Genomic DNA, 21511 nt, shown 5'->3' on the forward strand with positions numbered 1-21511 from the left:
CTTTTACGCGGATGTTTTAGGTAACATTTCAGACGCATGTACTGCCACCAGCACCGGCACCTGGTATAGGACGTAGGCCACTTCTGCGGCGCTCATTTCTGTATTCCAGTTCACGTTGATGTCATCGTTATACTGCTCCATTTTTTCGCCTTCGCTGGCAGCCTCTGGTGCAGTAAGTGCCAGACTCTTATTAATCTGTATCATTTCGCCGCCTTTGGCGCCTGGCAGTAAACTTTCCCATCCCAGGTCGTTCCATACATTCGGGGTTTTGTCTGTGTCGATATCCAATCCAAAGCGGCATTCACCCGGCCTTTCCTTGATGCAGAAAAACCAGCCGGCATTGTTGATGTCTTCCGGCTTGGTGCCATCGCTGCCTTTAGCCACGGCTGCCGTAAGGTCGAATCCGAAGAAATGGATATCGGGAGATACTTTTGCTTCGTACAAGGGTGTTTTCACTTTGCTCAACGGCGGTTTATCTTCTTCTGATGGCGATAACGGCACCAATATCCTTTCTACTTTATTATTAATCGTACCATCCTCATTCAGCTGCCACTGCGCTTTCTGGGCATAGATAACGGCGTTGGGATATTTTTTCAGCAATTCTCCACGAATCACCAGTACCAGGTCTTCTTCCTGGGGGCCATTGGCCTCGCGGTTGTCGTGGGTACCTATTTTAGAGTTGCGTGACCACATATGCAGTGGTGGTATATCCCGCAGTTTTTCCTTCAGTTGCTCGCTGTTCAGTGCGTCGTCCACATTCAGGAAAGTACTCACATCCCAGAACTGACGGAAGCTGCTCGCCCGGTTATCCGTAGGATATTCGCGCCATACAAGCTCGCGCACAAACTCATGGTTCACGCCCACCATATAGGCTTCTATAAACGGCTGGTTGGTTTCCAGCAGGGATATGGTATTTTGGGAGATGAGATTGATGTTGGGCAAAAAGAGCTCGGAAGATATATCCGTCAGCGGTTTGTACATAGGTACATCGATGACAGGATAGGCCATTACTTCATCAAACAGCTCTACCATGCGGATGCGGATTCGTTCAGGAATACTGATGCCGCTGAAGATCAGCGCCGGAATAGTAATTTCGGGATCAATGGCTTTGAATATGGTATCCGCCAGCACGGGCAGGTCCAGCTTAGGCCTGGTGGGGATTTTACCTGCTTCCACGTTGCCCTGCATGAGGATGGCGGCGTCTATCATCGCTTCCTTGTAACTGCCGGCTTCTGCACTATCTGTAGTACCGGGGGTGAATACGGTATTATCGCCCGGCAGCGTTACTTCAAAATCAGGTTGTTTGGGCATGTCTTCCACGGATTCCGGTGTCTGGTTTTCCGGTCGAATGGAATCAGCGCCGGCTTTACCTTCTTCCCATTTGCTGGCTAAAATCCAAAATAAGATCAAGGCCACAATACCAATACCGGCGAGGGTGGTGATAACGGGAGCAAATCCGCTAAACAGCATGATCAGCAGTAAAATCAGTATCAGCACGATCACGCCTATACGCCATTTTTTACATTTCTTCAGGATGCTCACCAGCCATGGTGGGAGCTTGGTGGCGGGTTGCACGGCATCGGCCAGTTGTGAAGGGCCAGGCAATGCCGGCGGATCAATTTTGGGTGTTACCAGCGGCACGTCCCCGCTGTTTACCCGCGTGAGCAGGTTATCACCGTTGGCGGTCACACTGAAGGGATGCAGTTGCATCACCCGGCCGCCAGGGCGTAGTATTTTTCGTATGGTCGTTGCTGTTAGTGATCGTGATAATACGCTTTTGTCGACCTGGTGGTAGGCAGTCACATTATTAGCGAGTACACGTTTTTGCAGGGGGGCGGTAAACTGCAATGCCTTATCCGGTCTGTTGTTGATGAGCGTAGCAATATGTTGCTCATACCAGCTGTATGAGGTCTTTTGGGCGAACCGTCCGAAACGCAGGCGGCGGTTGGCTTCCAGGATATCGCCTACCTGTTGCCAGGCGGCGCTCATATAGTCTTCCTGCCTGGTCTGTATCACCTTGGTGCCAAAGCCGGCGGCCACACGCCAGCGCGGGTCCAGGTTCAGCTGGTGAATCCAGTTCTGATTTTGCGGGGCATTGCTGCCATCCGGTTTATACAGCAGGCGATCGGTGAGTGCATGCCAGCGGCCGTATAAAGGTGCTGTAATCAGCGGGTCCACATCGTCTTGTACGTTTTCCAGCGTGGTGTTGCCGTTAGCGTCCTTGGAGGTATTTTTCGTATAGTCGTCCGCGAGATTGATGAACTGGGCCAGGTCATGCTGAAAAGCATGGGGATAACCGGGATGGTCCCAGTTGTTGTATTTCAAAACCTCGGCTTTGTCTGCCGGCAGCATGGTGCTGAAGGGCACCTGCAAGGCGCCACCCAGGCGCAATATGCCGCCCAGCCCAGGAATGCCATGGATATTACTGCCCGGTACCTGGGTATCCATATCCCGGCGGCCTACGCGGTTATCTACCGGATTAGGCTTTAATAATCGCACAAGGTATTCGAAATCACCTTTACTGCCGGTGCGGAAATGCCAGCGGTAGTAGTAGGGAAAGCTGGCGGTTTCCGGGCGGCCGCTGTAGTCGGCCCAGGCCGACATCGTAGCATAAATGGCAGCCGGTATGCTGTCCTCTTTCATGTCCGCCCCGAGCCCCGCCAGGCGGCCGGTTTCGAAGGTGGGGATGATAAACGCATGATAGGCTGTATTCTCTTTTAACTTAATCGGACATAACAGGCGTGCATTGGCATGATCCGGATCACTTTTTAGTACGCTGTTCAGCTTATTTACCACCGCGGTACGGTCCACTGGCTGTGATACAATCCTGTCCAGCATACTTTCGTTTACATGCACGTGCGCCCACGCCCACAGCTGATCTGCCGGTGGGAATTTCTCTGCGGCTTTATCCACGGAGATATAGGGGAGTGGCTTATCCTTGATATTGGTAGCTTCTTTAAAAGCCCCTTCTTCCAGCACTACCAGCGTGATCCAGGGCCTGAGGCGGTCTTTGTTGTCGGGTGCCGCCGGCGTATACCGCCAGGGGAAATCTTCGTCGTAAAAGTCAACGTAGGGAAGGTAGTTCGGCTCAAAATTAGTAATCCAGTTATGCGGATCTGTTTTAATGATGGCCCTGGCTTCAATGCCAATAATATCTCCCGGGCCATACAACTGAATGTTTTTGGTAACCGGTTCCGTGAGCACGCCGCCGTCGGGCTTATTACCTTCTACTTTCAGTTTAATAGCGATGGTAGCACGCATGCGCACACTGTTGTCCTTGTCGGCGCTACTGATTTTGTTGGCCACGCCGGAGCGCATCCATGGCAGGAAAGTATATGTGGCTATATTACTCATGCGGCAGTATTTATTTCGTGCTGGGGAATAACGTGAATGGCATCTTTCAGATTAGGGTTGCCGGCCACCTGTTGCTGCATATAAGCCCTGGCCTGCGCCTCACTTTCGAAAGTGGTGGCATGGAAGGCTTTATTGTCTGACTGATTAGCCACGGCGTAACCCGACTGCTGTGCCTTAATTTTATCCTCAAAAGGCTGCAGCTGTGTTTTCGATTTTTTCGACAGGGCCGACAAAGCAGTGGCGTTTCCTTTGAGTAAGTGGCGGAAGAGTATACCGCTGATAGCACGGAAATACTTTCTCACAAAACGTTTATAATTGGTATCGATCGTAATCAGTTCATAGCGTACAATACGCTTTACTGCCCGGCCGGTATTCAGTAGAGGCCCTGCTACAGAGAGTTCCAGCCCGCTGTTTTCTTTTTCGAAAGATGGTCGTGCCAGCTTTTGATCGTTGCTCATGTTCTGGAACTGTGCCATGGCGAACGGAGCTTTCAGCTTATTCACCGGAGCCAGCCCGGCTGCCGGATCAGCGGTAACCGTGAATTTGCTGGCATCGGCAGGTTTTTGCGTACCAACCTTATCCAGCGGCAGTTCCAGCGGAATAAAGCGTTGGCTCACCTGTAACACCCCCAAAGGATGTAGTACCAGTTCCGCGTTCGTATCGATCGTGCGCAAGGATACCAGCAGGTTGTTACCTTCCGGTAATTGTGCCTTCCAGTTTTCCAGTTTCTCAAATTCTTTTTTCACCAATGGCATCACTTCTACCGGCGGCAGGGTGGTGTTGGCACTATCGCCCCAGCTGAATTCGAAGTCCACATCAATATCGAAGAACAGGATAGAGATGGAGCCGGTGCCTTTTACGTGGTAAGGAGTAGGACCGTCGAGCGACATGCGTACACGCACGCTGAACAGGCCTATGCCAAATACTTTCACCGACAGGGATAGTGAAACTTCGATGATGAAATAGAAAGGCGAGAATTGAAAGAGCGCATCAAATCCGAGGGCTCCTTCTATGTTGAAAGCGCTGAAGCCGAAGTATAATTCTGCATGCGCGCCAAATTGTACGGTGTTGGAGGTTACGGCAAAATAGGCCATCACCCGGATTCTTCCCCAGCTGGTATCGAGTATGTTAAGTGAGAGTCTTACCGGGCTTGGGAATGGCAATGGTGGCGGGTTGAATGCCGGATGGAATCCACCTACGCTCACCACGAAGTTGGCGTCATCACCCCAGGCTACGAGCAGCCCCATCTCTCCCTGTAAAGTAATCCAGAGAATGCGGGAGTCGTACAGGCTGGCGAAAAACCATAATCTGCTTTTATCAAATTCTATAGCGCCGATGAAGTTGATCTGCAAAACAATCAATGCCGCATCTTCCACTGGCAGCGCCACTTTCAGGATACCTAGGATAGCGATATTACCGGGGATTTCTATGATGATGCCCAGTGAAACACTGATGAGTGCCGGTGTTCCCCAGCCTAGTTTGGCCATGGGGCCGATAAGGAATTTTCCTTCTTCCGGCGGGAAAAAGTTTCTCAGGTCGCTGATGATGCGCGGTGCGTTTTCAACGATGTTGGTAGGGAACATGATACCGTTGATACCACCGGTGCGCACGCCATCGGCGAGGGCCTGTAATTTCATGGTGCGGTTCAGTCCCAAGAGGCCGCCTACGCCCAGGAGAACGAAGCCAAAACCCAGTTGCAAGCCGGTGCCAAATTCCGCTGATATAATGATGAGCAGGGAGAAGCCTTTGCTGCCGTCGGGCATTTTGGTGGTGATGATACCGATGGCTTTGAGCGACACGATTTCACTAAAGGTGAGTTCCAGTGCACCGGCATATTCTTCCCGGTCGAAATCAAAGTAGAGGTAGCCGCCACCTTTCACCACGCCCGCGTCGATGGCCAGTCCTACACCATTTGGTGGCTTAAAGCCTACGTCCAGGTTAGCGGGGCCAAGGTTCCCTTTTTTGAATTGCAGGGCGGCGGATAACCCGATGTTTTCTACGGTGGCTGTCAGCGGGCCTAAGGCCAGTTTCAATACCACGCCGGCATCCAGTCCTATTTGTTCACCGGTGGGTTTGAGGGTGAGGCGCAGACTATTGATGGAAAGTGGTCCGAGGTCGATATGCACGGCCAACTCTATGGCCAGCTGTGCGCCGCCGCGAATGGTAAAGCCGTGGAGCAGGCTAAAGCCCATGGCTATATTGGCTTCTGCCTGTATATTAAGCGCGGATAATACTTTGGAGAGGAAGCCGTCGCCTTCACCGCCTTTCACGACCAGGCGGATGGCCTGTATTTCTCCTTCTACGCCAACGTCCAGTTTACCCTGTGGATTTTCCAGGTACCATTTAGCGGATAACCCCTGGATGGCCAGCCTGGTACCGCCGGCGGAGCCTATGAGTACCATTTCTGCCGACTTTTCCGGCTTTTCTTTTATGGTGATGGCGGCATGGAAAGCACTCACGAGATTGAGCAGGCCCTGCACATCGAAGGGTGGTCTAACGACCAGGCCTACACCTTTTATATCGGCAGTAGACTCAAACAGGAGTTGTCCGCGGTCGCATACATCAAAGTCAAACGAGGCACCGCCCATGAGATAGGGCAGCACTGCCATCCCTTTCTTTTTGCCGCTCACGCCATCCGCAGGGGAGAAGGTGAGTCCAAACTGGCTGTAAGTGGCGTTGGTAAGGCCTTTCTGAAAAAGGGGAAAGCGGAGTTCCTGGAGGTTAGGCGTCGTATTGCCGAGCATGGTGCGGGTGGTATCCGCCTGGGGATATAACCCGCCGGGCAGCTGTGCTGCGCGCATGAGCAGTTCGAGTCGCCCTAAAAACTTCGGTGCATCAAATGCCGAATTCCATTTATAGGCTGCATCAAATAATTGCTGGGGAGCACTGAACAATAGTCCTAGCCGGTCCCAGTGTACTACGCGTTGCGATTGATTGGCTTGCGGGGATGTTTCATGTTCTATCAGGCCCAGCACCAGCATGGTGGCATGCAGTTGCGGGAGTTTATTATCGAGGTAGTCGAGCAGGAAATAGTCGGTAAGCCGGAGAGATAAGTCGCCGATATGCGGCAGGCCGGCACCGGGGCCTGATTGCAGTTGTGTTTGCAGTTCTCCTATGGCATGTACGGTAGCTCCAAACTTGACGAACAGGTTGGCGATGGCGGCCAGCACGGCGGTTTCCGAATTGGCGGTGGTCAGCTGCTGCAAGGCAGTAACCAGCTCCCGGCCTTGTGTGGCTGCGGCGCCCAGTGTATTACCAAAGGCGCCACCGGGGAAGTTGTAGCCCAACTTCTGAAAAAAGGCCGTTGCCTTTTCGGGAGTGTTGAGGCCCCGCAATGGTGATAAGGCCAGCGCTGCCTGTGTAAGTATGGACTGTAATGCTTGCTGTGACATGCTGATATTTTACGCGTTAATCGTAACTATTTTATCCTGGTATTCCGGAGTGGGGCTTACTACAAATGGAGGGATGGTAAGGCCGGTATCTCCCTGGTGTTTTTCCACGAGCCAGGGTGTTTCAAGCCCTTCGGGAAACACGAGATTCTTTCCCAGGTCAGCCGGAATAACGCCTCGCCATTGCACCCTTGCCCAGAATTTAACAGCGTCTGTTTGCCGGCCTGCGGCTGCTGATCCGCTGTCCTCAGCTAAAATCACATGGTTAGCTTCCACATTGGCGGCAGCAGCAGGATTATACACGAGGAAGGGCAATCCTATTCCCAGGTAATACCGCATTTTAGCAGGGCCGTCCAGTACTTTAGCCAGTGCAGCATCTAACAGTGTTTTCATTTTTACCAATCTGGAGTTGGTGTTGGTGTCGATAAATTGTTTCAGCTTCGTTTGAAAATCCCGTACTTCCGTTACCGTTAGTGTGGCCGGTACAGTGGCAGGGATAATTCGCTGGGCGTCTGTTGGCGGTGTGCCGGAGCCTACGCGTTTATCTATTTTTTCGTAAATGACTTTATAATTCGCCAGCGTTGCTTTTAGTTCTGCTTCTGTGGCGGCATCTGGTACTTCCGCTTTGAGCTGGGTATTCCAGGTAGCACATTGTGGCAACAAGGGCGTGATACCGGTAATATCTCCGGCCGAAAGTGGGGTAGCGGCAGGAAGGTAAAATACAGCGCCCAGTTGTGTCAGCAAGTCGCTGAATGCAGCAGTACCCAGACTGAGCAGGCGTGGAACTGGCAGGGTGGTAGCGGGCAATGGTGTGCGCCATTGCAATGCAAGAAATTCCAGTACCGGCAGGCCGAATGCAGTTTGCCAGAAGGTGAGGTGATTGGCTTTGATACCAAAGCCATCTGCCCACTGATCCAGGAACGCGCGCAGTTGATTGGCGGTATACATGCCGGCGATACCACTGTTGTAGAGCGTGGTGATATTCCCATTGTTTTTTACCGACCGGTAACCGATGGCGTTAAAATGCTGGTACCATTTAGGGCCTGATACGGTGGGGCGGCGGGTAGCGTCGGTGCCGAAGAATGTTTGGATTGCGGTGAGGAATTCGGGGTCCCGGCCTATCTGGCAGCCGCGTATATCTATCCGGCTTTTGCTATCAAAGCGTTTACGTACCTTATCCAGGTTGGCGCGAAGGGTATTACTTTGAATGACGGCAATGGCCTTGGTAAGGTCACTCGCAAATTCAGCGGGTTTGCCGGGAGAGGCCTCTTTATAGGTGACCGGACCTATTGCCAGAATTGCATTCTGTATGGTGTCGAGGTCCTGCGCAGTAAGGGCACCTACGAGTTTAGGCTTTGCATCTGCCAGCAGCATATCATATGCCTGCTTGAAAACCGCATAGTGTGGTTGTACGGGCAGGGTTTTTATTAACCACATGCTCATACAGATCTTCAGGAAATCGGTGATCTTTGGATCAACAGGATCTCCCAAAGGGTCTGTGGCGATTTTATTAAAACTGGCTGTGCTGGCAGCATTTTTTGCCGACAGGATGATATCCGATGCACCATTCTGACACAGGTAAATAGTGAGGTCAGTAAAGGAGGTGTATTCAAACGTCATCATGGCCCGCAGCGCGTCGATAGACGTGCCGGCAAAACCGGTAAAGAACCGTTTGAGTGAATTGCGGGAACCACCTTTCAGAAAAGGGATTTTCATATTGGCAGGATCATCCAGCGCACTAGCCGATACATATACGTGCGATACGATGCGCATGCGGTTGATCAGTCCTTCCTGGGTAATAGTTTTATCTAATAATTTTTCCAGCAGCTCTTCGATAGAGGCGATTTCCTCGACCTTCAAACCTATCTGCTTATGGAATTTATTGGCTATTTTAATAAAACCGTCATCGCCTTTGGCAATGAAAGTTAGCTGTGGCGCGAAGTCTGGCTCAAACATAATAGCTGCCGGCGCACTGGCTTCCGGGTCAGGGCCGCCACCACCTGTGCTACTGCCACCGCCACCATTGCCGCCACCGCCGCCGGCATTACCGTCGGTTGCCGGTTGAATCTGGCGCTTCTTTTCCAAAGCCGGGTTGGCTGTTTTTGTACCTTTCGAAGATTTACACATGGAATGTTGTTGTCTTTAATCGGTGAACAAAGGGGGCGTTAATGGGCTACCGGTCCTTCGCGATAGTGGCGCATGATCCAGTGGGATCGGGTGCCGGACATGCCGCTGAGCACATCCGAGAAGTTGGTGCCGCTGAAGTATTTGTCACGCAGGGTTTCTATCAGGTGACCACAGAAGGTGATATTACTTTTAGGAAACCGAACGATATTATAGAGGTCTATGCGTTTGTCTTCGTCCAGTTTACCGAGGTTATCGCGCAGCTGCTGATCTGCGAAGGCGCGTTGATTGGCATCTTCGGGGAGCTCGGTCCAGGTAAGCCATTTGGCCCCTGCCAGTGGTACGATCATCGCCAGTGAGGAGAGCCGCATGCCGCACACGCCTGCCCCGGCAACGGCCAGGGTGGAATAGTCGCCGGCGTCATCATTTAAGGCTGCGGCCAGATCGCCCAGGCGTTGTTTACGCGCTGTGGGCGGTTGTTGCAGGGCGCCGTCGTATACCATGGAAAACACGAATTGTTTAAATCCTTCGCCTGATTCTGCATTTTGCAGGGCCACTTCCTGGTAATAGGTGTTGAAATCGTTTATCAGCTCCCGTTCCACGTCTATATTGCCTTCTACAGCGCCGGCAGCATTTTTTGCGGCAGCGATGAGGGCTTCCAGTTCGGGGTTGAGTTCAAAGATTTTTTGGGAGAGGGTAAGACTGGCCTGTTCTGCATTGCCAGCGTCCAGGAGGCGCACGGTTACCTGGAGGTCACCGGTGGCAACTGGGGTATAGCCGATTTCTCCTGCTGTAGTGGTTTGTACGGACGGGGGATTGGCATTTTCGGTGAAGGTCCATTCATAGTTACTGATGTTGCCTGCAAGGGCGGCATCCGTCACCAATACCACGTAAGTATTTTCCCTATTGAGTACCAGTGGGGAATGGATGAAGGAAACAAGGCAGCAACGGTTATCAGGAGCTACAAAGGCCTGCCCGAGATCCGATGGCTGTAAACCGGCCGGAATACGGCTTTCAGTTTTACGAACGGCCATGATGTGATGTTTCAGTTACAGAAATACGATACGAATGAAGTTCTGGCCGAAACCATTGCTCGTCTTGATCTTTTTGGGGGCAGAACTAAAAATATGGTAACGGAATTGTATAGGCTAATGTTTTGGGGTTAGCTGCAATTCCGCTAACGAATATATATGGAATTTTTGAGTAAATGAAATAGTTTTTTTAGGGAGATGATAACCGCTGCGGTGGCGTTGCCGCTGCAGGGAGGCCCGGGATTACCGGGCACTTAAATCTCTCTGTAAAAAAGTATCAAGAGAAGCGCCCGGCAATTTTTCGGTAAGCTGCTATTCCCAATAATACCACCAGTGTGAGTAAGGTAAGCGGCAGGAAGCATCCTTTCGCAATAGTAAAAAAGGAGGCAACCGGTGCTACAGCCGCGATACGGTTAGTTTGCAACATATAAATGATGCCTGCATTTTCTGCCAGGTCAAATATGCCCGCCAGCACCGGGAAACACAAGCTGTAATACCATACGCTGTTCCATAGTCCGTTCTTCATCAGCAATTTCGCGATGCCCAAAGTGAATGTGATCACATAGAGGATAATAAAAGGAATATCGGCGTACCATTCCAATCGTAGATATCCTTTTATCCCACTGGATTGTAACCGCTCCGCCAGCTGCTGCACATAACCTGCGTCATACCCATTAAACCGGGTATCCGGTAGTTGCATGCTGCCTAACAATACCTGCAGTGGAGGAATGAGCAAAAATGACATCACCAGGAATAGGATAACCATCGGCACTGCAAAAGGCCAGATACTGGTGCTGGAGGCAATACGGTAAATCTGCTGTTTCATCTTTAGAGCTATAATGTTAATTAGTTGACAAATTCAACTAAAATTTGTTCTTTTATGTTTTAAATAGTTGAATTTATCAACTAAAATATTTTTTACATGTCAACAATCAGCCTTTCTGATATTCAAATCAGGAACACTTTACAGCCAGGCGATTTAGGCTATATCGCCTACATTCATGGCGACCTGTACGCCAGAGAATGCGGCTACGGGCTTAACTTTGAAGCGTATGTGCTCGATGGCCTCAAGGACTTTGCCAGGGAATACAACCCCACCAAAGACCAGGTATGGATTTGCACGCATCACAATCGCATCATCGGTTCACTGGTGGCACAGCACCGGGCAGAAAAAGTGCAGCTGCGCTACTTTATTTTCCTGCCCGAATACCGCGGCATTGGCCTCGGGAAATACCTGATGCAGCAATTCATCGGCTTCATGCAGCAAAATGGAATTCGTCATGCCTTCCTGTGGACTACCGCCGATCAGCAGGCTGCCATCTTCCTGTATAATAAATTCGGATTTCAACTCACGGAAGAAAGTACGTCAGAGAGTTTTGATAAACCTGTAACTGAGCGGCGCTACGATCTCATTAACCTGCCAGCATGAAAAAAGTAATCGACAAATTCCGGGACTTTAACCGCTATTATACCAGGGTGCTGGGCCTGCTGGACGATCACTTGTTAAACAGCCCCTATTCGCTGGTGGAAGCCCGTATCCTGTATGAAATCCATGAGCAGGGACCCGTAAGCGCCTCGCAGATCATGGCGGAAATCGACATGGATAAAGGCTACCTGAGCAAAGTACTCAAGCAGTTCGCCAAGGATGGGTTGATATCAAAACAACTATCCGCCGAAGATGCACGCGTGTCCCTGATATCCTTGACGGCCAAGGGTTTGAAAGCCTATCATGCCCTCGATGCCGCCTCGCATCAGCAAATTGAAGCACTCATCAGCGCTTTAAGCAAAGCGGAACGCAGGCAATTAGTGGAGCACATGGAAGGTATCAGAAAATTGTTATCAGGCAGTACTAAAGACTCCTGATTGTTCCTCCATCCACACGAATGGTAGCACCACTGATATAATCCGCATAACGACTACATAAATAAGTCACCGCAGCAGCAATTTCAGTAGGCTCTCCGAACCTGCCGGTATCATTGGGAATCAGCTCCTGTACGGCTTTATACCGGATCTCCCCGGGATCAGTACCCCAGCCAAATTTTGGGGCTGCATTTTGTAACCATTCTTCTACCATCGGATTGATGATCGCACCCGGCGATACGATGTTGGAGGTAATACCCGTTTCCTTCAATTGCCGCGCAAGTGATACGGAAAGATTGTGGCGCGCCGCAAGCGTTGCGTTATAATGAGGCTGCTCCTTGATGGGCTGTATCGCAAGTCCGCCGCCGATATGAATCACCCGGCCCCAGCCTGAATTCTTCATTTGCGGTACCAGCCGCTGCACCATGCGCACATATGAAACCACATTGGAATTGTAAATATCTAACCAGTCTTCTGCACTGGCTTCACCCCATGACTTATGTGAAGTTACACCGGCATTGTTGACGAGGATGTCAACCGGTCCGGATTGAAGTGCTGCTGCTGCTACAGCATCCGCCCCTTCGTTGGTGGAAAGGTCGCCTACAGCTATTTCTGCTGCACCGCCCGCTTGTATAATGGCGGCTGCTACCTGGCTGGCCCGGTCGCTGTTACGACCATGAATTATTACGGTAGCTCCTTCACTTGCCAGCATTTTTGCAATCGCCTCACCTAAACCGGAGCTGGAACCGGTTACCAAAGCCCTTTTACCTTTTAATTGTATGTCCATTGTTTAATTGTTTACTTGTTGGTGGTTTGATATCAAACCACAGCAAAGGTCCGTTAAACAAGAACAAGCGGTTTTGTTGAGAGGCTCAATGTACTTTGTTGAAAAGTCCGGATTTATGTGGCGATAATTTTCTCCAGCTGCAATATTTTTTCCAGGGGAGGTTTCGTATAGTAGATTCCGTTATCTCCATAATTCCTCACCCCACGTATAAACAAATAAAACACCCCACCAAACTGCCGCTCATAATCAAACGCCGGCAATCTTGATTCCAGGTACTTTTTCACGGCCACCGTATAAATCAGATATTGCAGGTGGTAATTGTTATGGTTCATTTCTGCCTCCAGCGCCTCCCGCTGATAATCCTCCGGCTGATCCCCCAGGTAGTTCGATTTCCAGTCCAGCACATAATACCGGCCATCATGTTCAAAGAAGAGATCTATTTTCCCGTTCATAATGCCTTCCAGCTCCTGGCCGCCCAGCTCTGCGAATCGTTTGATACTAACGGTCTGCCCTGCTTCAGAGAGCTCGTTCAGTTCATTGAGCTGGAACACCGGCACGGGGAAGTCGAACTCAAATTCAGCCATGCGCTTATCCTTGGATACGGAGGAAAGCTGAAAGCTGTGGTTGCCGGTATGTAGCGGCGCTTTCACCACATGCTGCACCAGTTGCAGCAGCATGGGCTGGTAAGTTTCCTCCTGACCAGGCAGAAATTTTTCGATGGCTACCTGTAGCCAGTGTTCCCATCTGCTGTTATCGGAGAAGCTGATGTTCTCAAAGATAAAGTGCAGCAGGTTTCCGGTTTTAGCACCACGGCGCAGCGTGTTGAAAATAAATTCATCATAGGCTTCGGTGGCGGTGTCGCCTCGCGGAATCCGCTTCTGTTCCGCCTTTGCAGCCAGCATCGTGTAACTCAGCTTGCGCCAGTATTCCTCCTTCAGGTGAAAGGATACTTCGCGTTTAGCCGTAGCCGTTGTTTCCTGTTGTTTAAACCTGCGGTAATGATGCTCCGGTTTGGGGGGGAGTGAAATGGCGAATTCAATCAGCGTAGTATCCCGCCCATAGGTGGTTAGCTCCGTTGTAAACGCTTTCAGAGAGGATTCTTTAAATTGGGAGTTAGTGTTTCTGAAAATATAGCATTTATATACGGCACGCGTAATGGCCACATATATCAGTCGCCTGTTTTCCTGCTCCTGCTGTTGCAGGTAAGCATGGCGCTGCTCTTCCGTTTGCCGGTCGCCCTCAGTGCTGATATATTCACCGGTGGCCGGGTCCCGGAAGCTGACAAATTCCTGTTTTTCTTTCTGGTTAAAGTCAAGGTAGGGCGCAAATACGATATTATACGCCAGCCCCTTACTTTTATGAATCGTTACAATCTTCACCGCCTCCTCATCACTCTCCATCCGCTGCGTGTATTCATCTCCTTCTACAAACATCCCGTCGATACCGCGTTTGAGCCAGGAGATGAGGTCGCGCATGGACAGGTTGCGGCGACTCTGCACCTGATGTACGATTTCAATCACCTGTAACAGGTTGGTGAGAATGCGTTCACCGTTGTTGTCCTTCATGAGGTTGTTGCGTACGCCGAAGTCGGCCAGGAAGGCCATCAGCGCCGTATACACGCCGTTGCGGTCCGCCTGTTCCCGGTATTTTCCGAAACATACCAGTACCAGCTCATCATCGAGGTGAAGGATATCGTCCACACTAAAACCGGTAAGCGCTGATAACAACGCCCGGTTAATAGTGGACCTGTCGGGCGTTTCCATGGCTTCCAGCAGGTAATAAATTTCCAGCGCTTCTGCGGAGCCCAGTATCTTTATTTCGTCGATGGATACAGCCGGAATGCCCAGCTTTGCCAGCTTTTGTTTTACTTCTGCGCCTTCTTTCCCGGTTCTTACGAGGATACCGATATCGGAAGGGGTGATCGCGCGCGACTGCCCGCCTGCTGTGATATGGTAGTCAGGGTCCATCAGCAGATGTCCTATTTGTGCGGCCACGGCAGCGGCTATGTCTGATTTGTTGCTGCCTTCGTATATGGTAATGGGAATGTCCGGTTGCGATGCTTTGTAGAGCAGTCCTTTGTTATTATCGTCCGGACTATCCACGTGAATATACTCGATACTATCTTTTTCGTCGCTGAAACGGAAGGTGTCGAAATCGGGCGAAGGCATGAAAAACTGGTTCATAGCCCGTATCATCGGTTCCGAAGAGCGGCGGTTATAGTTCATATTGTACAGGTGCTGTACATTATTGCGGGCGCTGAAATACGTATATATATCCGCTTTACGCCAGGCATAAATACTTTGCTTGGGGTCCCCGATGTAGAACAGGGTAGTGTTCTGGCCGAATGCACGATCAAAGATTTCATACTGCAACCGGTCTGTATCCTGGAACTCATCGATGAATACCGCTTTGTATTTTTCCTGCAATTTTGCCACCAGCTCCGGATTTTCCCGTTTTACCAGGGCGTTGTTGAGGTTGGTGATCAGGTCGTCATAGCCAAGGATATTGTTGCGGGTCATATAGCCATAAACCCCGTCCGCCACTACGCTGATGGCGAAGCAGTTGAGCCGGTGATGAATGCCGGCTACCAGTTTACTGATTTCCTCTTCTATCGCTTCCTGCAAGTCCATGTATTCCATGATCTCAGGAAATAGTTCCGTAAGATAGCCTGGGGGCTTGGAGGAGTTTTTCTTTGCATAAATAGCTGCTACAAAGGCTTCCGGTATGGAAATGATTTCCGCAAACGCTTTTTTGGCATGCGTGTTTTTACTACACCGGGTAGTGAGTTCGGCGGTATGTTTGCAAATATAATCGTGCAGCTGCGTGGTGATATCGGTAAGCTTAGCAGCCAGCAGCTGGTATTCCTGCTGCCATTCTTCCTGTTTGGCAGCACCTATGTAGTAGGTATAGCCTTCCTCGTAGCCGAGGTACTTTTTACCGCTCATGTGTTGCTCCAGCACATTTTGCATACGTGCCCGCATATCCTCCTGCCAGATCAGCTGCAGGAGTTCCGGATGGAGGGTAGTGATATGCCTGCGCCAGAATTTATTCAGCTCCCTTTCCACGATAGGACTGGTATCCGGTACCATTTCGGCACCAAAGAGCTGGTCGGTTTCAAAAGCGTATTCGTTGAGTATTTGCTGACAGAAGCTATGGATGGTTAGTACAGAAATCTCATCCAGCAACAGCACGGCATCGTGCAGCAGCTTGTTGACGCTCTCCGGGTCAGATTTTTCACCGGCCTCCAGCACCAGGTTAATGATGTCATCATTGTCTACCGGAAATCCGAAACTAACCTGGTACGCCTGCCGCATAAATTTACGGATGCGCTCTTTCAACTCTGCTACAGCGGCTTTGGTAAAGGTTACCATCAGGATCTCCTTTACGGAAATCTGTTTCTCCAATACCAGTCTTAATACCAATATACCAATAGAGTAAGTTTTTCCGGTGCCCGCACTGGCCTCTATCAGGTTGCTCCCTTCCATTGGCACTGTAGTCACCTCAAAATTTTTATATCTATCTGTAGTCATTATCTCTTTTTAAAATCGTAGTCCGGAAAAATTTCTGCCAGCGGTTTGATCACCTGTTCACACAATTGTCTATAAGCATCACAAATTCCTTCCTGCTCAAAGAATCCCAAATTGTAAACGGCTTTTAGGTATTTGTCACTTTTTCTTCCATTACTAAGGTCGGTCAATTCTTGAAGTTCTTTGGCCAAGAATTTATTATCTATTTTGTCCAGGCATTGAGGGTCGACCTTAATTTTAGGATAAAATGGGAGTATTTTGACCATCCCTTGTTCATATAGGTTTATTAAATTGCCGAGGTGTTTAACCGCGGACTCTCTCGGCAAAGAATTTGCCACAAATGCCTTTTGTTGCATACCGGAAATAAACACGAGGCCTTGTAGTTCCCCAGCTGCTATACCTGCTAAATAAGTGATATAAGCTTCGATTAAATAAGTTAACTCATTCTTTGACCAGGAAACCTTTACCAGATTACCTTCAAATACATCATCTATACTGCATTTAATTATTACATTTTCAATCAGAAGGTCGAAATCTAGCCGCTTTGGCATTTTACCGGCAATGTATTCCTTTTGTAAGGCGCGTACTGGATGGACAGCGTCTTCGAGCTTCCGCATAGAGACAAATGCCATATTGCTCAGTGGAAGGGAACCTTTTTTAACTAAAGTTGATTGTGTATTAGCTGAAACGTTCTGAGCGGGTAGTAAGGTGTTTTTCAACTTCCATTCCTGTAAGTTGGATAAGTTGAATATCTCAGTTTCATTTAGCAGCAAATTATTATCATTGAGATAGATGCCTAAAACTTTGTTATAGTATGCTTTAAATGGATCTCTAAAAAGTCCGATGAGCATATCGAGCGTGAAATCTTCCATCATTGGCATTTCCACCTTCTTATGTGGATTGATAAACGGATAGCTCGCTCCGGCATTCGTGTTAAGATAGCTGTAAAGTCCTGTTGCCGGCTGATTATATTTTCTGCTGAATTCTTGTAAAGGTTGATGGGTAACCATCGCTTTGCGAATGGTGCCCGTGGTGTCCTTAGCGCCGGATTCAATATAATCCAGCAGCTCGTCTACCATGGCCGACGGGGGAATGCTCGTGTTATCCTTCACACTGCGGCCCACGTAGCTGATGTACAGGTACTCCTGTGCGGAGATGATGGTTTCCAGGAACAGGTGCTTGTCATTTTCCCGGATGTTACGGTCGCCACGCTGCGGCTGTTTCGACATAATATCGAATCCGGATTTATTCTCTTTTCGCGGAAATTTATCATGGTTCAGGCCCAGCAGCGCCACTACCTTAAACGGAATGGAGCGCATGGGAATCAGCGAGCAGAAAGTGATACCACCGTTGGCAAACAGGCTGGTACGCGTAGCGCCGCTGATTACATGGAGGAGGCTATGCACAAATACATTGAACGGGATGGTATCTTCCATGTATTCGTGTAATATGTTGAAGTCGGTGAGCTGCTTGATCAGGGAAGCATAGTCCTCGTCTGTTTCATCCTGCTGTTCAAAGATCAGGCTGTGCAGTAATTGCTCGGTGTAAGTCACCCATTCGGTGATGGTGCGCAGCTGCCGGCGGCCTTCTATGGCGGCAATCAGCACTTTTGCAAAGTGACAGAAGCGGATGATATCGTAGGCGTCCCTTCCTTCCACGAGGTCCAGCGGGAAAAAGCTTTCCAGGTCATGGCCATATTCGGCTTCGCCGCTCATGCAGATGCCGTACATGATGCGCTGGATGCCGTACTTCCAGCTTACATAGTGCGTCTGATCATCGCGGGTACCATCAATGCCAAACCGGATGTTGGCGGCCTCTATGATAGGGCGGATATGTACCGGGTCCTGCAGGTTAAAACGGTTACGGATATACGAAGAATCCAGCAGCTGCATAACCGTTTCTGCCGTGAAGTTTTCTTCGTCCAGCGTTAAGATGGCCTGCAGGGCGTTGAATATATTGTCGGTGTCGTTATAGCTTTCATCCGCAATGGTATAGCGGAACTTGTACGGCGCGTGGTTAAATACGGCTTTGATATAGGGAGCATAGGCATCAATGTCTGATACCATGACTACGATGTCGCGGGGCGACAATAACTCCTTTCGCTGATCGGAGAGGTACACCAGGTAATTGTACAGTGCTTCTACTTCCCGCACCGGCGTATAGCAGGCGTTGATGGTAACAGAACCATCCCGTACGTCGTTGATGCTTAACCGGTGGCGGTTGGCGGTGGCGCTGGTGAAAATATCGTGCTGGATCTTATGCAGCAGGGTAGTGGGTTTGGGCGGAGTAACACCTACTTCTTCATAAGCATTGATAAAATTATCATATGCAAAGAACAGGCGGAAACTGTTTTGGATCACCTTACCCCAACCGGTGAGCAGGGCGTTACCAACGGTGGCTTGCTCTTCCAGGTCGCGCAGCCCTTTTGCCCGCCAGCGTGCCAGCTGCTTTTCATTGCGTTCCTCAAACCAAAATACGCCAGGGGCGGGGTTGAGGATGTGAAAATGCACGTCTATCACGGCGGATAGCTCATGCAGGATTTTTATGTGGTAGGCGGTGAGGATGGAGAGGCCGAATACGTGTACGGCAGGGATTTTTGCCTGCAATACGCCGTGTTTCTCGCCTTTTGCCAAAACATCCAGGATATAGTTACCGATCAGGGTTTTATCGGGAAGTGCATCCCCGGATAGTTGTTTTACCCTTGCCCACAGCCATTCCTGCCATTCTTCTGTTTGGAGGGTGGCGGGGTCGGCCTGGCTCCAGGCCTGTATCATTTCCGGGCGGTACACCTGGTATTGGTCGAGCAAATCCGCTACTTTTTCTGCCAGCACCATCTTTTTCAGGTTGCTTTCTTCGCCATGGTCGAGGTAGTAGTTGGCTACCTCGGGATATTGGGCCGTAAATTCTTTTTCGCCCAGCAGTTTAAATATGAGCCAGCTGAGGTTTTGGGACGACATCACATCGATGCTGGGGCCGCCCAGCCACATGTAGAGGTGGAAGAGCAGATCATTGGGTTTCAGAAAGCGTGAGTTGGCTGCAATGCCTTGCCGGTGGGCTTGTTGCAGTTTCAGCCAGTTGTTCATCCCTTCTGTTTGCGTAATGATATAGTGAGGGTCGAACACGCCGTTGCCGGCATGCCGGAGGTCGTCGATCAACCCCTTTGCCAGACTATTCAACGCGTTAGAAACCTTCAGATATAATGCCATAGTAGTTTTTTAGTTGTTGCCGATCTCCGTTGCAATGCGGGTGTTGACCCCGGAGCCCCTGTTCACAAATTTCTGCGCAGCGGTGAGGATGGTTGCTGCGCTGCCTTGTACGTATACTTTGTTTCTGGCGCGACTCACCGCTGTATACACGAGTTCGCGGGTGAGCAGCGGTACTTCTGTGGAGGGGAGTACTACCAGTACTTTCCCGAATTCAGAGCCCTGGCTTTTGTGGATGGTCATGGCGAAGGCGGTTTCCGCGAGGGTAAGGTACCCTGGGAATACGCTGATCAGTTGCCCGTCGCTGTCTTCAAACCAGGCCATCAGCACACCATTTTCGTCGGGGCGGATGATGCCGGTATCACCGTTGAAGAGTCCGTGTTCGTAGTAGTTACGGGTGAGCATCAGCGGTCTGTTTTCGTAAAAAGCGGTGGTTAAGTTTATATATTTTTTATCAGAGAGATATTTTTCTATTCGTCTGTTGATAGCCGGGAGGCCCTGGGAGCCGTCGCGTATGGCTACCAGCACACGCAGTTCATTCATTTTTCGTAGGGCCGTGAGCGTATCCTTTTCCTGGAGGTAGGAGGCATAGCCGGCGATGAAATTTTCGAAGAGTTGTTCTGAATAGGCGGTATCGATGATTACCTGTTCATCAGCGCCGGGGGCCATCATTTCCTGGATGACGGCGGTATTGTTCCGGATAAGGGCTTTACTGAATCTTCCGATGCCGGTATGGCCGCTGAAGCGGCGGCTGCGGCGCAGTTCCACCACATGTTCGAACAGCGGGTGCGCTGATCCTGTGGTGATAGTCGTGATCTGTTGCGGTGCTGCGGCAAACTGATTAATCAGTGCTGCCCGCGTTGCGGAGAACTGGTTCAGTGTTTCCTGTGCCTGGCAGAGGTCACCGAATAGGCTGCCTGCTTCCACGGAGGCCAGCTGGTCTTTATCGCCCAACAAAATAATTCGGGTATGCGGGCGAATAGCGGCGAGCAGCTTGGTAAAAAGTGCCAGGTCTATCATGGAGCATTCGTCCACGATGATTACATCGTAGTTGAGTGGATTTTCGCTGTTATGCCGGAAGTAGGGGGTCCCTTTTACCGGTTTAAGGAGGCGATGTATGGTGGATGGAGCCAGTTCCCTGAATTTGGCTGCCAGGAGCGGGTCTTTAGGAATGGCGGCGTTGCGCAAACTTTCGGCCATTCTCGCCGCAGCTTTACCGGTAGGAGCGGCCAGGGCCACTTTCTGTTCGGGATCTATGGCGTAAAGGATGGCGAGAATTTTGGCCACGGTAGTTGTTTTACCGGTGCCGGGGCCTCCGGTGATGATGGTGAAATTATTCAGGATGCCGGTGATAGCTGCTGCCAGTTGCCAGTCCACCGGATCATCAGCTGGTGTAAGGTCGGTAGCCGGTGGGAAGAGCTGTTTTACGAGCTGGCTGTGTTGCAGCAGTGCAGCACCTCTTTCCTCCTGGAGTCCCTGCTCCGCGGCTATCAGGTTACGAATGTATTGGAGCAGCGCCGTTTCGTACAGGTAATAGCGTTGCATATAGAGCTTATCCCGGTGAAGGATAAACGGTTTATTGAGTGTGTCGGCAGTGCCTATCAGTGGCTGATTTGCGAGCACGGCCGGCCCTTTGTCACGAAAGCTGTAGTATTCAGGAAGCTGTTCCTGGTCTGTCTGCAGGTCGTTCAGGTCCAGGCATATATGGCCTTCACTGAGCTTTTTGGACAGCAGGTACAAAAATGGTTTCAGGTCCGGATGTTCAAAGTAGTCAGCAAACTGCTGATGAACGTCGTTGATGGTGATTAAATTTCGCATACTTTTTTGCCCTTCGGGAAATCAGGTCCCGCCTTTGCCAGCCGCATGTAGCGGCTGTAAAGTCTCAGTCAGGAAATACCTGCCAAATTAACTTTTTACGGGGACCTAAAAAAATTTAGTAGCGCCTGGAAAGTTGTGGATATTCCTGGTGCTGGTAACGGGTTGGTTGGGGGTGCGATTTACGTCTATTTTAAAAACTTTTTCAGGGAGATGTAAAGGCAGCTGGGCCTTATCCTCTCAGCTGTTTTTGTTTTAGGGAGAGGAAGTCTTTTTGGGCGGGCGTGCACATATATTGAACAAATGTTTGCTTGGAACTGTTTTGCTTAGAAGCAGAATTCCAGATACATCAATATCATTTTCCCGTTATATTTCTTTTCCGAAGCATATACGAATAGCAGTCTTAAAATTCATTTCAACC

Annotated in this window: 11 protein-coding genes; 2 read left to right on the plus strand and 9 right to left on the minus strand. The window is 50.2% G+C overall.

Going from position 1 to position 21511, the window contains the following annotated elements; translation table 11 throughout:
- Positions 1-3 precede the first annotated feature (3 nt).
- The 5 genes from KW844_RS11090 to KW844_RS11110 form a co-directional block, all read right to left on the minus strand.
- Complete coding sequence (locus KW844_RS11090; RefSeq protein ID WP_218376795.1) at positions 4-3354, minus strand: hypothetical protein; 3351 nt, start codon at positions 3352-3354, stop codon at positions 4-6.
- The gene (locus KW844_RS11095; protein ID WP_218376796.1) at positions 3351-6746 is read right to left on the minus strand and encodes a DUF6603 domain-containing protein; all 3396 of its coding nucleotides are present in this window, start codon (positions 6744-6746) and stop codon (positions 3351-3353) included. The genes KW844_RS11090 and KW844_RS11095 overlap by 4 nt, the downstream gene beginning before the upstream one ends.
- 9 nt (positions 6747-6755) lie before the next feature.
- Complete coding sequence (locus KW844_RS11100) at positions 6756-8870, minus strand: hypothetical protein (RefSeq protein ID WP_218376797.1); 2115 nt, start codon at positions 8868-8870, stop codon at positions 6756-6758.
- A gap of 38 nt (positions 8871-8908) precedes the next feature.
- Positions 8909-9901 carry a hypothetical protein gene (locus KW844_RS11105; RefSeq protein WP_218376798.1) on the minus strand — a complete coding sequence of 331 codons (993 nt, stop codon included), beginning with the start codon at positions 9899-9901 and terminating at the stop codon, positions 8909-8911.
- 274 nt (positions 9902-10175) lie between these two features.
- Positions 10176-10724, minus strand: coding sequence for a hypothetical protein (locus tag KW844_RS11110; protein ID WP_218376799.1), 549 nt, complete (start codon positions 10722-10724; stop codon positions 10176-10178).
- A gap of 96 nt (positions 10725-10820) precedes the next feature.
- Here KW844_RS11110 and KW844_RS11115 point away from each other — a divergent pair, with 96 nt between their 5' ends.
- On the plus strand, positions 10821-11327 hold the full coding sequence (locus KW844_RS11115) for a GNAT family N-acetyltransferase (RefSeq protein WP_218376800.1): 507 nt from the start codon (positions 10821-10823) through the stop codon (positions 11325-11327).
- Entirely contained in the window at positions 11324-11761 is a 438-nt protein-coding gene (locus KW844_RS11120) for a MarR family winged helix-turn-helix transcriptional regulator (RefSeq protein WP_218376801.1), read from the plus strand. Before KW844_RS11115 ends, KW844_RS11120 begins: the two co-directional genes overlap by 4 nt.
- Here KW844_RS11120 and KW844_RS11125 read toward each other — a convergent pair.
- The 4 genes from KW844_RS11125 to recD form a co-directional block, all read right to left on the minus strand.
- Complete coding sequence (locus KW844_RS11125; protein ID WP_218376802.1) at positions 11748-12545, minus strand: SDR family NAD(P)-dependent oxidoreductase; 798 nt, start codon at positions 12543-12545, stop codon at positions 11748-11750. The genes KW844_RS11120 and KW844_RS11125 overlap by 14 nt on opposite strands.
- Positions 12546-12658: 113 nt before the next feature.
- Positions 12659-16075, minus strand: a complete 3417-nt coding sequence (gene recB / locus KW844_RS11130) for an exodeoxyribonuclease V subunit beta (RefSeq protein WP_218376803.1) — start codon at positions 16073-16075, stop codon at positions 12659-12661.
- Positions 16075-19278 carry an exodeoxyribonuclease V subunit gamma gene (gene recC, locus KW844_RS11135; RefSeq protein ID WP_218376804.1) on the minus strand — a complete coding sequence of 1068 codons (3204 nt, stop codon included), beginning with the start codon at positions 19276-19278 and terminating at the stop codon, positions 16075-16077. Before recC ends, recB begins: the two co-directional genes overlap by 1 nt.
- A gap of 9 nt (positions 19279-19287) precedes the next feature.
- Complete coding sequence (recD, locus tag KW844_RS11140; RefSeq protein ID WP_218376805.1) at positions 19288-21093, minus strand: exodeoxyribonuclease V subunit alpha; 1806 nt, start codon at positions 21091-21093, stop codon at positions 19288-19290.
- Positions 21094-21511: the final 418 nt, after the last annotated feature.

Source organism: Chitinophaga sp. sic0106 (assembly GCF_019219075.1).
In the GTDB taxonomy this organism is placed as follows: Bacteria; Bacteroidota; Bacteroidia; order Chitinophagales; family Chitinophagaceae; genus Chitinophaga.